The organism is Achromobacter sp. NFACC18-2 (assembly GCF_900108985.1).
In the GTDB taxonomy this organism is placed as follows: Bacteria; Pseudomonadota; Gammaproteobacteria; order Burkholderiales; family Burkholderiaceae_B; genus Achromobacter.
Window position 1 is genome coordinate 183,018 of record NZ_FNYM01000001.1, and the last position, 13,607, is coordinate 196,624.

The 13,607-nt window shown below is 66.6% G+C and carries 13 protein-coding genes; 8 read left to right on the forward strand and 5 right to left on the reverse strand.

Features of this window, described 5'->3' with window-relative positions:
* Positions 1 to 67: 67 nt before the first annotated feature.
* Both BMW75_RS00895 and ugpQ read right to left on the reverse strand, forming a co-directional pair.
* Positions 68 to 958, reverse strand: a complete 891-nt coding sequence (locus BMW75_RS00895) for a 23S rRNA (adenine(2030)-N(6))-methyltransferase RlmJ (protein ID WP_092575585.1) — start codon at positions 956 to 958, stop codon at positions 68 to 70.
* Between the two features lie 12 nt (positions 959 to 970).
* Positions 971 to 1,720, reverse strand: a complete 750-nt coding sequence (gene ugpQ, locus BMW75_RS00900; RefSeq protein ID WP_092575588.1) for a glycerophosphodiester phosphodiesterase — start codon at positions 1,718 to 1,720, stop codon at positions 971 to 973.
* A 305-nt stretch (positions 1,721 to 2,025) separates the two neighbouring features.
* Between ugpQ and BMW75_RS00905 the strand changes: the two genes are divergently transcribed.
* On the forward strand, positions 2,026 to 3,990 hold the full coding sequence (locus tag BMW75_RS00905) for a SurA N-terminal domain-containing protein (protein WP_092575591.1): 1,965 nt from the start codon (positions 2,026 to 2,028) through the stop codon (positions 3,988 to 3,990).
* A 16-nt stretch (positions 3,991 to 4,006) separates the two neighbouring features.
* On the opposite strand, the gene BMW75_RS00910 is transcribed toward BMW75_RS00905, so the two are convergent.
* Positions 4,007 to 4,654: an arylesterase gene (locus BMW75_RS00910; protein ID WP_175493060.1), complete on the reverse strand. Its 648-nt coding sequence runs from the start codon at positions 4,652 to 4,654 to the stop codon at positions 4,007 to 4,009.
* On the opposite strand from BMW75_RS00910, the gene BMW75_RS00915 reads away from it, so the two are divergent.
* Both BMW75_RS00915 and BMW75_RS00920 read left to right on the forward strand, forming a co-directional pair.
* Positions 4,653 to 5,330, forward strand: coding sequence for an ABC transporter ATP-binding protein (locus BMW75_RS00915; protein ID WP_076521053.1), 678 nt, complete (start codon positions 4,653 to 4,655; stop codon positions 5,328 to 5,330). The genes BMW75_RS00910 and BMW75_RS00915 overlap by 2 nt on opposite strands.
* Positions 5,331 to 5,801: 471 nt before the next feature.
* Positions 5,802 to 5,987 (forward strand): hypothetical protein, encoded by a 186-nt coding sequence (locus tag BMW75_RS00920; RefSeq protein WP_092575594.1) that lies wholly within the window; start codon positions 5,802 to 5,804, stop codon positions 5,985 to 5,987.
* Between the two features lie 64 nt (positions 5,988 to 6,051).
* On the opposite strand, the gene fabV is transcribed toward BMW75_RS00920, so the two are convergent.
* On the reverse strand, positions 6,052 to 7,242 hold the full coding sequence (gene fabV / locus BMW75_RS00925) for an enoyl-ACP reductase FabV (RefSeq protein WP_092575597.1): 1,191 nt from the start codon (positions 7,240 to 7,242) through the stop codon (positions 6,052 to 6,054).
* 106 nt (positions 7,243 to 7,348) lie between these two features.
* Entirely contained in the window at positions 7,349 to 8,323 is a 975-nt protein-coding gene (locus tag BMW75_RS00930; protein WP_092575600.1) for a DMT family transporter, read from the reverse strand.
* 111 nt (positions 8,324 to 8,434) lie between these two features.
* Here BMW75_RS00930 and BMW75_RS00935 point away from each other — a divergent pair, with 111 nt between their 5' ends.
* The 5 genes from BMW75_RS00935 to BMW75_RS00955 all read left to right on the forward strand — a co-directional run bounded on the left by BMW75_RS00935 (position 8,435) and on the right by BMW75_RS00955 (position 13,589).
* Positions 8,435 to 9,322 carry a LysR family transcriptional regulator gene (locus BMW75_RS00935; RefSeq protein WP_076521049.1) on the forward strand — a complete coding sequence of 296 codons (888 nt, stop codon included), beginning with the start codon at positions 8,435 to 8,437 and terminating at the stop codon, positions 9,320 to 9,322.
* A 414-nt stretch (positions 9,323 to 9,736) separates the two neighbouring features.
* Positions 9,737 to 10,783 carry a TRAP transporter substrate-binding protein gene (locus BMW75_RS00940; RefSeq protein WP_076521048.1) on the forward strand — a complete coding sequence of 349 codons (1,047 nt, stop codon included), beginning with the start codon at positions 9,737 to 9,739 and terminating at the stop codon, positions 10,781 to 10,783.
* A 155-nt stretch (positions 10,784 to 10,938) separates the two neighbouring features.
* Complete coding sequence (locus BMW75_RS00945) at positions 10,939 to 11,559, forward strand: TRAP transporter small permease subunit (RefSeq protein ID WP_092575603.1); 621 nt, start codon at positions 10,939 to 10,941, stop codon at positions 11,557 to 11,559.
* Entirely contained in the window at positions 11,556 to 12,839 is a 1,284-nt protein-coding gene (locus tag BMW75_RS00950; protein ID WP_092575606.1) for a TRAP transporter large permease, read from the forward strand. The genes BMW75_RS00945 and BMW75_RS00950 overlap by 4 nt, the downstream gene beginning before the upstream one ends.
* Positions 12,840 to 12,905: 66 nt before the next feature.
* On the forward strand, positions 12,906 to 13,589 hold the full coding sequence (locus BMW75_RS00955) for a DUF2848 domain-containing protein (RefSeq protein WP_092575609.1): 684 nt from the start codon (positions 12,906 to 12,908) through the stop codon (positions 13,587 to 13,589).
* Positions 13,590 to 13,607: the final 18 nt, after the last annotated feature.

Below are 13,607 nucleotides of genomic sequence, written 5' to 3' on the forward strand. Positions count from 1 at the left end.
GGCCGCGCCTACCAGGCGCGGCCCCTGCCGTTTGCATGCTTGCCGCGCCCCGGGGCGCGGCGCCGCGTCAGTCGTCCGAGTGCTTTTTGGCGACCGGGAACGGATTCTCGCGGTATTGCAGCGTGAAGCCCGCCCGCTCGTCCTGCCCCAGTTCGCGCGCCAGATAGGGCATGGCCTGCTTGAGCGCGTCGTGCAGCGTCCAGGGCGGATTGATGAGGAACATGCCGCTGCCGTGCAGGCCGTAACCGTCGATGGTGGCCTTTTTGACCGTCAGCGTCGCGTGCAGCCAGCTCTTGACCTTCAGGTTCTCGAAATGGCGCGCCATTTCGCTGGCCTCGCGGCGTTGCACCAGCGGATACCAGATGGCGAAGGTGCCCGTGGCAAAGCGCTTGATGCACTCTTTCACGGTGAGCAGGGTGCGGCGATAGTCGTGCTTGTCCTCGTACGAGGGGTCGATCAGCACCAGGCCGCGGCGCGTGGGCGGCGGCAGCAGCGCCTTGACGCCCTCGAAGCCGTCGTCGCCGTAGATCGTGGTCTGGCGCTGCGCGGCGCGGCCCTGGTGTTCCAGGTTGCCGACCAGCGTGTCGATCTCGGTGGGGTGCATCTCGAACAGCCGCAGGCGGTCGGACGGGCGCAGCGCGTCCAGCGCCAGCCAGGGCGATCCGGGATAGCGCCGCAGCCGGCCGTTGGTGTTGTAGCTGCGGATGCGGGCCACGTAGTCGGCCAGGATGGGCGGCAGGTCCTGAGCTTCCCACAGCCGGCCGATGCCGTCGGCGAATTCCGAGGTCTTGGCCGCCCAGTCGCTGTCCAGGCTGTACAGGCCGGCGCCCGCATGCGTGTCGATGACCCAGTAGGGGGCGTCTTTCTTGTTGAAGTAGTCCAGGGTGTGGACCAGGATGGCGTGCTTGAGCACGTCGGCGTGGTTGCCGGCGTGGAAGGCGTGGCGGTAGCTGAACACGGGCGGTCTGCCTCAGGCGGCCGGCCGGATGGCGGCCAGCTCGTCGGTGAAAATGCCGTCGATGCCCCAGTCGAGCAGCAGGCGCGCGCGTTCGGGGTCATTGACGGTCCAGGCCGCGATCCGGTAGCCGGCGGCATGCACGGCGTCGATCAGTTCGCGGGTGGCGTCCTTCTGGTTGATGTTCAGGGCCACGCAGTCATATTTGGCAAGGCGTTCGCGCCAGTCGGCCGGCACCTTTTCCACCAGCAGGGCGCGCGGCAGCTCGGGCGCGGCGTCGCGGGCCGCCGCCAGGGCGTCCTCGGCAAACGAAGACAGCAGGGGCGCGGTGTCCGCGCCTTGCCACAGCTCGCGGGCGGCCAGGGCGACGGCGCGTCCGGTCTCGGCCTCGCGGCCAGGGCAGGGCTTGATCTCGACGTTGCTGGCGATGCCGTTGGCCACCGTATACCGCGCGACGGCGGCCAGGGTGGGCAGCGGCTCGCCGGCGTAGGCGGCCGAATGCCAACTGCCGAAGTCAAGCTGGGCAAGTTCGGCGTAGGTCTTGGCCGCGGCGGGCCCCTTGCCGTTGGAGGTGCGGTCGACGTCGTCGTCGTGCATCAGGACCAGCACGTTGTCGCGGCTCAGCTTCACGTCGTACTCGAACATCGTGAAGCCATGTTCTGCGCCGACGCGCATGGCGGCCAGCGTGTTCTCCGGCGCCAGACGGCCGCCGCCGCGGTGCGCGATGTAACGGGAATAGGGCCAGGAGGGAAGATTTGCGGTCATTTGGGTGCTGCGGTTGGATTCTTCTGGAACAGCTTGCAAGGATACCTTGTCTTCGCGGGTGTCACCTGCGCCCCGCGCCCGGCGGGGCCCTGGAACCCGGGCGAAACGGGGCGCGCCGGGGCGCGCATCTCAACAAAGCGGCCGTTTGGGGCCGTTTGCCTCCGTAATGAATGAGAAATGCTAAAATCCGCCCGCTGATTCCGGTATAGCCGGTATGGGAATAGGGCGAATCGATTTCGCCTTTTTTTATGCGTTTTTGTGCGGCCCCCGGGCGTCTACCCTCGGAGCGCGGCAACAGGGATTCCATGTTCGAATTTATTCGCAGCCATCGGCGCTGGATGCAGTTCATCCTGCTGATTCTGATTGTGCCGTCCTTCTTCCTGGTCGGGATTCAAGGCTATGACAGCTTCATGCGCCAGGAGCCCGAGTTGGCCACCGTCGCGGGCCAGCCGATTTCCCGCGCCGAGTTCGACCAGGCGCACCGCAACCAGCTCGAGCAGTTCCGCCAGCGCCTGGGCGCGCAGTTCGACCCGGCAGTGATCGACACGCCGGCGCTGCGCGAAAGCCTGCTGAACCAGCTGATCAACCAGCGCCTGTTGGCCAATGTGGCCGCCGACAACCGTTTCTCGGTGTCGGACGAGACGCTGCGCAACACCATCGCCGCCATCCCCGAAGTCCAGGACAACGGCCGCTTCTCGCCCGAGCGCTACCGCCAGGTGCTGGCTGCCCAGGGCATGTCGCCGACCTCGTTCGAAGCCGGCCTGCGCCGTGATCTGGCGATTGCGCGCGTGCTCGAACCCGTGGGCCAGTCGGCCCGCGCGCCCGCCGAAGTCGTGTCCGCCCTGGAGGCGGCGCTGACGCAGACCCGCACGGTCCAGTTGCGCAGCTTCTCGGCGGCGGACTACCGCTCGCAGGTCAGCGTGACGCCGGCCGACATCCAGGCCTGGTACGACGCCAACAAGCAGCAATTGCAGGTGCCCGAGCAGGTGCAGGTCCAGTACATCGTGCTGGACGAAGCCGCCGCCACGCAGGGCGTGCAGGTCAAGGACGAGGACCTGGCTGCCTACTACGAACAGAACAAGAGCCGCTTTGGCCAGCCGGAACGCCGCCGCGCCAGCCACATCTTCATCGAACTGCCGTCGGGCGCTTCGGAAGAGGCCCGCAAGGCTGCGCGCGCCAAGGCGGAAGACATCGCCAAGCAGGCCGCCGCCGATCCCGCCAAGTTCGCTGAACTGGCGGCCAAGAATTCGCAGGACTCGGGCTCGGCCGCCAAGGGCGGCGACCTGGGCTGGATCGCCCCGGGCGCGCAGGCTGGCGCGCTGGACAAGGCCATCTTCGGCCTGGGCCTGAATCAGGTGTCCGGCGTGGTTGAAAGCCCGTTCGGCCTGCACATCCTCAAGGTCACCGAGATCAGTCCCGCCGCCATCAAGCCGCTGGCCGAGGTCAAGGACCAGATCACCGCCGAAGTCCGCAAGCAGATCGCCGCGGAGCGCTTCTCCGAAATGGCCAGCCAGTTGAACAAGCAGGTCTACGACCAGCGCGACAGCCTGCAGCCGGCCGCCGATGCCGTCGGCCTGAAACTGCGCACCGCTTCCGGCGTCACGCGTGAAGGCCTGCTGCCCGCCGACAAGGCAGGCCCCGGTTCGGCTGCCGACAGCCCGGACGCCGCGCTGCTCGACAACCCGCGCGTGCGCCAGGTGCTGTTCTCGCCTGACGTCCTGCGTGAAAAGCAGAACTCCGGCGTGATCGAACTGGCGCCCGACACGATGCTGGCCGTGCGTGTGGCCGCGGTCGAGCCCGCGCACGTGCCGCCGCTGGACACGGTCAGCGAAGTCATCCGTGGCAAGCTGCTCGATGAGCGCTCGGCCGAAGCTGCCCGCAAGGCCGGCGAAGCGGCCCTGGCGGCCGACAAGGCCAACCCGGCTGCCGCGCCCGAAGGCTTTGGCCCGGCCATCACGGTGTCGCGCCAGGATCCGAAGGACCTGTCGCGCCCGGTGCTGGATGCCGTGATGCGCCTGCCGTCGTCCACGCTGCCGGCCTACGCGGGCGTGCAGTCCGGCGTCGATTACACGCTGGTGCGACTGGAAAAGGTGGAGGCCGGCAACGCCGACGCCGCCGGCAAGGAGCGCCTGGCGCAGCAATTGTCGGGCGCCTGGGGCCAGGCCGAGACCGAGGCCATGATCCGCATGCTGCGCGAGCAGTACAAGGTCAATGTGCTGCCGTCCGCCGCCGAGGTCATCCGCGGCGATCAGGCCCAGGCCGCGGGCTGACCGCCCCGGCGCAGGTTCAGTTCAACAGGGGCCGCAGCGCCGGCCACACGTTGTCCAGCAGTTGAGGCTGGGCATCCTCGTTCGGATGGATGCCGTCAGCCTGGAACATCGCCCGGTTCGTTGCAATACCTTCCATCAGGAAGGGCACGAGCCGGGCTTTTTCGTCTTTGGCGACCTTGGAAAACACGGCCGCGAAGCGCTGCGCGTAATCCCGGCCGTAATTGGGCGGGATCTGCATGCCGACGATCAGCACGTCGGCATCGGCCTTGCGGGCGGCCTGGGCCATGGTGCGCAGATTCTGCTCGGTCATGTTCAGGGGCAGGCCGCGCAGTGCGTCATTGGCGCCCAGCTCCAGCACCACCACGGCCGGCGCATGCTGGCGCAGCAGGGCAGGCAGGCGCGCGACGCCGCCGCTGGTCGTGTCGCCGCTGATGCTGGCGTTGACGACCTGGAACTTCGGGTATTGTTCGGAGATCCTCGCCGACAGCAAGGGCACCCAGCCGGTGCCGCGCTTGATGCCGTATTCGGCGGACAGGCTGTCGCCCACCACCAGCACGGTGCGCGGGGCGGAACCCTGGGCTGCCGCGGCGGTCTGAGCGAGGGCGGGCGCCGCCGAGGCGGTCGCGAAGGCAGTCACAAGAAGCAGACGGGAAAATAGGCGCATGGATAGCAATAACTCGATCGTGGTGAAAGGGCTGGGCAAGCGGGTGGCCGATGCCGGCGGGACGCTCTCTATCCTGGAAGGCATTGATTTTACGGTTGCCGCGGGCAGCGCCGTGGCCATCACGGGCAGCTCCGGCTCGGGCAAGTCCACCTTGCTGGGACTCCTGGCCGGCCTGGATGTTCCCAGCATGGGCAGCGTACACCTGGCGGGGCAGGACCTGTTCGCGCTCGACGAGGACGGCCGTGCGCGCCTGCGAGCCAATCATGTCGGTTTCGTGTTCCAGTCGTTCCAGCTCCTGCCTAACCTGACGGCGCTGGAAAACGTGATGCTGCCGCTGGAACTGGCCGGCCAGGCGGCGCGCGAGGCCGCGCAGGCCATGCTTGAGCGGGTCGGGCTGGGTGCGCGCCTGCACCACTATCCGCGCACCCTGTCGGGCGGCGAGCAGCAGCGCGTGTCGCTGGCCCGGGCCTTCGTGGTGCAGCCCGATCTGCTGTTTGCGGACGAGCCCACCGGCAGCCTGGACGCCGCCACGGGCGTGACGGTCATCGACCTGATGTTCGACCTGCACCGCGAACACGGCACCACGCTGGTGCTGGTGACCCACGATGCCCAACTGGCCGCGCGCTGCGGACGGCAACTCGTGCTGGCCGCGGGCCGCATGGTCCAGGGCGCCTGACGCCATTCTCGCGCCGCGCTCGCGGCGCTTTTTGTCTTGCGAAGGCCTTGTCGCGCGTCAGTGCGGCAGGCCCGCGTCCTCAAAAAATCATATCTGCAATCTGCGTTTGCAGTTCGACCTGCAATGTTGCGCCTGTGCAGCGTCAATCGAAAAATTATTAAAAAATCGAATTGCTGCGTAAAAACAACCGGAGTAGGCTCTTTTCAACGACGAAGTTGGCATTGAATACCCGCGCAGATGCGGCAGGTCGGATGGATTGCTTGGTGCGGCCTTAGCTTTTGCGCAAAAGCGCCGTAATAGGAATGAAGAATGCAGTGCCGTTCTTGTTCTTACCCACGCCAAGGAGTTGCCATGTCTATACGTTCGTCAATCCATGCATCCTTGTTTGTTGCTTTGCTGGCCCCGGCGGTCGCCAGCGCGGACGGCGGAGTCATCCGCTTCGTCGGTGCAGTCGTAGAACCCAGTAGTTGCATGCCCCGCGTGACGCACGCCAATCCTGCCGCGCGTCCCACGGTCGCCTGCGCCCCGGTCCGCGGCCAAGGCACGTTCGATCCGGCGCTGCGCGTCAAGACGAGTGTGGTGCAGGTGCCTGCGGAAGGCCCTCAGGCAGCGCGCGCCGCGTCCAAACGGTACGTGGTCACGTTGGAATACATCTGACCGAGGCGGCGCCCCGGCTGGCCGGGGCAGCCAGGCACGCGAGGCCCGCGGGCCCCGCGGGTGGTCAGATCAGTCCGCGCATTTCCACGACGGGATCGACGTCGGCCTCATAATCCACGCCGTCGATTTCAAAGCCGAAGAGGCCCAGGAATTCGCGCTTGTAGCCCGCAAAATCGGTCAGCGTATAAAGGCTGCCGGTGTCGACCTGGTTCCATAGGGCCTGTACTTGCGCCTGTACGTGCGGGGCCAGTTCCTTGCGGTCGGCGCGCAGGCGTCCTTCCTCATCCATGATGGGCGAGGGGCCGCAGAGGCTGTCGCGGTAGAGGCCATACACCTGCTCGATGCAGCCTTCATGGGTGCCGTCTTCCTTCATGACCTTGAAGAGCAGCGACAGGTACAGCGGCATCATCGGAATGGCCGAGCTGGCCTGCGTCACGACGGCCTTGAGCACCGACACGCGCGCGTCGCCGCCATGGGCCGCCAGCTTTGCGCGGATGTCCAGCACCTTCTGGTCCAGGTCTTTCTTGGCGGCGCCGATCGAGCCGTTCCAGTAGATGTCGTGCGTGATCTTTTCGCCCAGATACGTAAAGGCGGTGGTGGTGGCGCCTTCAGCCAGCACGCCGGCCGCCTGCAGCGCATCGATCCACATCTGCCAGTCCTCGCCGCCCATCACGGCGACGGTGGCGTCGATCTCGGCTTGCGAGGCCGGTTCCAGCACGCCGTCCTTGATGAGTTCCTTGTCGGTGTCCAGGCCGCGCAGGGTCACGGACTTGCCGATGGGCTTGAGGGTGGAGTTGTGGACCTGCCCGGTCTCCGGATGCGTGCGACGCGGGGCGGCCAGGCTGTAGATGACCTGGTCGACCTGGCCCATGCCCGCCTTGATGGCGGCGATGGTCTTTTGCTTGATCTCGTCGGAGAACGCATCGCCATTGATGCTTTGCGCGGTCAGGCCTTCGGCCTCGGCGAACTTGTGGAAGGCGGCGCTGTTGTACCAGCCCGGCGTGCCCGCCTTGCTGGCTTCGCCCGGGCGTTCGTAGAAGACGCCCAGCGTCTGCGCGCCACAGCCGAATGCCGCGGTGATGCGCGCGGCCAGCCCATAACCGGTCGATGCGCCCAGCACCAGCACGCGCTTGGGCCCCCCGGGCACCGCTCCCTGCGCCTTCACGTAGTCGATCTGGTTCTTGACGTTGGCCTCGCAGCCGACGGGATGGGTGGTGACGCAGATGAAACCGCGCACGCGGGGCTTGATGATCATGAGGGCCTCTTGTTGGGGATACGCCAGGGGCCGATGCCGCATAGGGCAAAAGGCGAAGCGCATTGTACGGGAGGCGGTCGGCCCGCGGCGGCGGGCCGGCCGCCGTTCAGCGAGCGGCCGTCTTGCCGGAGGCGGAACCGGCCGGGACGGCGCCCTGGGCGCGGCTGCGTCGCCATTCGACCAGGCCGATGCCCATGCCGCTGGCGCAGATGATCGCGATGCCCAGCCAGGTCAGCGGGTCGGGGAAGTGGCCCCACACCAGCCAGCCGACCGACGCCGCGCTGATGATCTGCAGGTAGATGAACGGGGCCAGCGTGGAGGCCGGCGCGCGGCGGTAGGCGGCGATCTGGAACAGGTGGCCCAGGCCGCCGGTGAGGCCGGTCGAGATCAGCACGATCCAGTCCAGCGTGGACAGGCCCTGCAGCACGGGCAGGGCGGGCGGCAGGATGAAGGGCAGGGTGACCGTCAGGCACACAGTGCCCACCGCGCCGCTCCAGATCAGGGACGTGAACGGGTCGTCGCCCGCCACGCGGCGCGTGGCGATGAATTGCGCGGTAAAGCAACAGGCCGTCACCAGCCCGAAGATCGTTCCGATGGGATGCAGCCCGCCGCCGGGACGGATGACGATGAGCACGCCGACGAAGGCAATGCCCGCGGCGACGAAGCGCGACAGGCGCGCGGGTTCGTTCAGGATCCAGGGCGCCAGCGACAGCACCAGCAGCGGCGCCAGGAAGTTGATGGACGTGGCCTCGGCCTGCGGGATGTAGCTCAGCGTCGTAAAGAACATGAGCGTGGCCAGGAACATCGAGCCGCCGCGCACGAGCTGCTCGCGCGGCTTCTTGCTGCGCAGCACGGCCGTGCCGCGGGCCGGCAGGACCAGTGCCAGCACCAGCACCAGGTGAATGGCATAACGGAACCAGGACAGCACCAGGAGCGGCACGCCCGCATCCATGACCCACTTGCCGCTGGCGTCCAGGCAGGACAGGGTCCACATCGACAGCACCAGCAGCAGCACACCGATCATCGGGCCGCGCGCGGCGGACGCGCCGGGGCGCGGGCGACCGTTATCGGCCGGGGACATGGACAGGGCTCCTGTTCTGGATGTAGGGACCGTCGCGCCATCGGACTGATGCAGGCGACGCGGCGCTGGGCGGCTGACATGATACGCTCATCCCGGCAGGGGAACAGGCCAATGATAGAACTACGAAACGTCGAAACTTTTTTCTGGGTCGCCACGCTGGGCAGCTTTCGCGCCGCGTCGGACAAGCTCAACACCACGCAGCCCGCGGTCTCGCAGCGCATCGCCTCGCTCGAGGCGGACCTGGGCGTCAAGCTGTTCGACCGCGATGCGCGCGGCGTCAAGCTGACGGCCAAGGGGCATGAACTGCTGTCGCACGCGGAGCGCATGCTGCAGGTGCGGCGCGACATGTTCGAGGCCGCGCGCGAGCAGAACGTCATGTCCGGCACGGTGCGCATCGGCGTGGCCGAGACCATCGTGCAGACCTGGCTGCCAGCCCTCATCGAACTGATCCATGCGACGTATCCGGCGCTGGTGCTCGAGATCGAGGTGGACACCACGCATGTGCTGCGCTCGCACCTGATGTCGCGCCAGATCGACCTGGCGTTCCTGATGGGGCCGGTGCTGGAGGCCCGGGTCGAGAACCTGCCGCTGTGCACGTATCCGCTGGCGTGGGTGGCGAGCCCGTTGCTGGACCTGGGGCCGGAGCCCCTGACGCTGGCGACGATCGGCAAGCTGCCGATCATCACGTATCCGTCCAACAGTTCGCCGTACCGCGTGGTGCGCGACATGCTCACGCGGGCGGGGATCGCGTCGCCGCGCATGTATGGCAGCGCGTCGATGTCCATGGTGGTGCGGATGACGCAGGATGCAATTGGCACCAGCGTGATCGCGCCCGTGTTCCTGGGCAAGGAACTGGCGCGCGGCGAACTGCGGATCCTGCAGGTGCAGGCCGATCCGCTGCCCGAGCTGAGCTTTACCGCCACCTGGGTGCAGGGGCCGGACAGCCACGCCGTGCGCATCATCGCGCAGATGGCGCAGAAGGTCGCGGCGCAGGCCTGAACGGCCAAATGGCCGTAGGTGTTTTCCCCAGATGGGGCGCCGCGCCACCCGTGGCCGGCGCGCATGCCGCGCCGGTTTGCGCAGTGCGGCATCTGCCGCAAAGCCGCGCCGATACGTCGTTTGCGAAAAACGGCGGCAAATTGCGCGGCGAGACCCAAAAAAAATTTATACCCCCACATCGCAACATACGATTGGACGGTCGCCGCCCCTGGCGATGCAATGGCGCTACAGAAATAAGTAGCGCCTGGATACACAGTGCGGGGGAAAACCATGAATAGGCATCAGTTGCACGTCGGACCTGACGCATTTCCTGTCCCTGCCTTGCATCCCTGACACCCGATTCTTAACGGCGCGCGACCAGGATAACGGGATCCCGCGCGCGACAGACGATCCCGCCAGCCAGGAGTTTTGTCCATGAAGAAGTCTCTTGCTTTCGCCGCCGTCGCCGCCAGCCTGTTGGCCGGCGCCGTCCAGGCCCAGGACCTGCCCAAGACCAATCTGAAGGTCGTGGGCGGCCTGTCCAACCTGACCGCTTACAACGACTACGAGAAGCCGTTCTGGACCAAGACCATTCCCGAGCTGTCCAAGGGACAGGTCACGGCGGAGATCAAGGGCTTCAACGAAATGGGCCTGAAGGGGCCTGAGCTGCTGCGCCTGATGTCGCAGGGCGTGATCGAATTCGGCACCGCCACGCTGTCGTACTTCGCCAGCGACAATCCCATCAACGAAGCCATCGACCTGGCCGGCCTGGCGCCGGACGTCAAGACCGCGCGCGCCGTGACCGACGCATTCGAGCCCGTCTACGCCAAGCTCTACGGCGAAGGCAACAACGTCAAGCTGCTGGGCATTTCCACCTATCCGGCGCAGGTGCTGTTCTGCAATGCCGAGATCAAGGGCCTGGCCGACATCAAGGGCAAGAAGGTGCGCACCAGCAGCCGCACCACGGCCGAATTCGTGGAAGCGCTGGGCGGTTCGAGCGTGACGATGGCCTTCGGCGAAGTGGTCCCCGCGCTGCAGAACAAGGTTGTGGACTGCGCCATCACGGGTTCGCTGTCCGGCTATTCGGCCAAGTGGTATGAAGTGTCGACCCACCTGGTCGCGCTGCCGATCAACTGGAACCAGCAGATCCATGCCGTCAACCAGAAGGCCTGGGACAAGCTGGATCCGAAGGTGCGCACGTTCCTGCAGACCAACATCACCATGCTGGTCGACAACATCTGGGACGCCGCCGCCCGCCAGACGCAGGAAGGCTATGACTGCAACACCGGCGCCGCCGCTTGCCCGTTCCCGGTCAAGGGCAAGATGGTTCTGGTGCAACCCTCCGATGCCGACCGCGCCCTGCTGAAGAAGGTGGCGCAAGAGGCCGTGCTGCCCAAGTGGGCCGCCCGTTGCTCGGCGCAGTGCGTGAAGGACTGGAACGCCACCGTCGGCAAGACGCTGAACCTGACTGCCAGCAAGTAAATGCCAGGACGCGCCAGCCCGCGGGCTGGCGCGACCGCCGGCCAACGCGCCGGCCTGCTGTACCCGCCCGCGAAGCGGGCTTGCAATACCGGCTTGCGATACCGGCCTGCGCCATCCGCCTGTGATGCCAGGCCGAGCCACCCGAGGTTCCATTCATGACTCAAACCGAACACTTCCGCCTGCTCGGCGGCCTGTTGCGGCGCGCCGAGACCTTTTCCCGCGCGGCCGTATGGGCCGGCGGCGCCCTGACGGTTGCCAGCGTGCTGCTGATCTCCTTTGACGTGCTGGCCCGTAAATTCCTGGGCTTCACGACCGGCGGCGCGGACGAACTGTCCAGCTACGCCTTCGCGATCAGCACGTCCTGGGCGCTGGCCTTTGCGACGCTGCAACGCGCCAACGTGCGCGTCGACGTGCTGTACCAACACCTGCCCGTCCGACTGTCGGCCGTGCTGGACTGGCTTTCCATCGTGGCGCTGGCCGTCTTCATGGTGTTCCTGACCTACTACGCCTACGACGTGGTGGTGACGTCCTGGACCCAGAAGTCCACCGCCAACACGCCGCTGGCCACGCCGCTGTGGATTCCGCAGGGCCTGTGGATGCTGGGTCTGGGCTGGATGTGCATCACCGTCGCGCTGATGCTGGCGCGCGCCTCCGCCGCCCTGGTCACGGGCGACATCGAACTGGTCAAGCAGATCTGCGGCGTGCGCTCCGCGCAGGAAGAGGCCGAAGAAGAAGCCGCCGCCGGCGAGCGCATGGTCAAGGGAGAATCCGCATGATTGCCACCGCGTTGACACTATTGCTGGTGCTCATCGGCCTGTCCATCCCCGTGGGCGCCGCGCTGGGCGTGCTGGGCCTGATCCTGGACCCGATGTTCTCGATGCTGCCGCTGACGCGCGCCATCGGCGAGATTTCCTGGAGCTCGAACAACGAGTTCCTCCTGGTGGCGATTCCGCTGTTCATCATGCTGGGCGAGGTCTTGCTGCGCGCCGGCTTTGCCGAGCGCATGTACGGCGCCATGAGCCTGTGGCTGTCGTGGCTGCCGGGCGGGCTGATGCATGCCAATATCGGCGCGTCGACCCTGTTTTCGGCGACCTCCGGCTCCAGCGTGGCCACCGCGGCCACCGTGGGCACCGTCGCCATTCCGCAGATCCGCAAGTACGGCTACAACGAACCGCTGTTCCTGGGCAGTCTTGCCGCAGGCGGCACGCTGGGCATTCTTATCCCGCCGTCGATCAACCTGGTCATCTATGGCGTGCTGACGAACTCGTCGGTGCCCAAGCTGTACCTGGCCGGCATCATTCCCGGCTTCGCGATGGCGATGCTGTTCATGCTGATGGTGGTCATCGCCTGCCTGGCCAAGCCGTCGTGGGGCGGCAAGAAGATCCGCGCGACCTGGGGCCAGCGCATGGCCAGCCTGGTGCACCTGGCGCCGCCCCTGGGCATCTTCTTTTTGGTGGTGGGCTCCATCTATGCGGGCCTGGCGACGCCGACCGAAGCGGCAGCGCTGGGCGTGCTGGGCGCCTTCATCCTGGCGGCGTGGTTCCGCCGCCTGAGCTGGACGATGCTGCGCGAGGTGATGGAGGGCACGATGCGCTCCACGGCGATGATCATGCTGATCGTCATCGCGGCGAGCTTCCTGAACTTCATCATGTCGGCCACGGGCTTGACGGATGCGCTGACCAAGTCCATCACCGGGCTCGGCTTGTCGCCCGGCTGGATGTTGCTGATCGTGGTGATTTTCTATCTGGTGCTGGGCTGCTTCATGGAAACCCTGTCCATGATGATCACGACGATTCCCATCGTCGCGCCCATCATGATCGCGCTGGGCTACGACCCCATCTGGCTCGGCATCGTGATCATCATCCTGGTCGAGGCCGCCCTGATCACCCCGCCCGTCGGTTTGAACCTGTTCGTCGTGCAGAGCCTGCGCAAGAGCGGTTCCATGGGCGCGGTCATCGTCGGCAGCCTGCCGTTCGTCGCGGCCATGTTCGTGATGCTGGCGCTGCTGGCGTTCTGGCCCGACATCGCGCTGTGGCTGCCGCGCGTCTTTGGCTGATTTCTCTTTGATCCCGGCGCGGCCCGACGCCGCGCCGCTTTTCACCCCCTTCTTCGCAGGACAGACATGAAAGCCGTATTCAAGATCGACGACGCCAATCCCCGTCAGGTGGAAGTGGATTTCAACACCGTGATCGTGGCGGGCTGGGCCGGCCGCGACATGGCCGCCATCGAGCATCACATCGAGGAATTGGCCGCCATCGGCGTGCCGCGTCCGAGCAGCGTGCCGCTGTACTACCGCATCGCGGAGAACCAGTTGACCCAGGCCGAGAACGTGCAGGCGCTGGGCGAGGAATCGTCGGGCGAGGTCGAGACGTTCGTCTTTGCCGTGGACGGCGAGATGTACGTCAGCATCGCCTCCGACCACACCGACCGCAAGCTGGAAACGGTCAGCGTGGCCATGTCCAAGCAGGTCTGCGTCAAGCCCGTGGCCACCGAGGCTTGGCGCCTTGCCGACGTGGCGGACCACTGGGACGAGCTGGTCATCCGCTCCTACATCGTCGAGAACGGCGAAAAGGTGCTGTACCAGGAAGGTCCGCTGTCCACGCTGCGCACGCCGCAGGACCTGATCGCGGGCTACACCGGCGGCGCTGCCGTGCTGCCGCAAGGCGCGGGCATGACCTGCGGCACCGTGGGCGCCATCGGCGGCATCCGCGCGGCGGCGGACTTCACGATGGAACTGCACGATCCGCGCCTGCAGCGCACGTTGCGCCACCGCTATCATGTCGAATCGCTTCCCGTGGTGGCCTGACACCTGCCACTCCCGGCA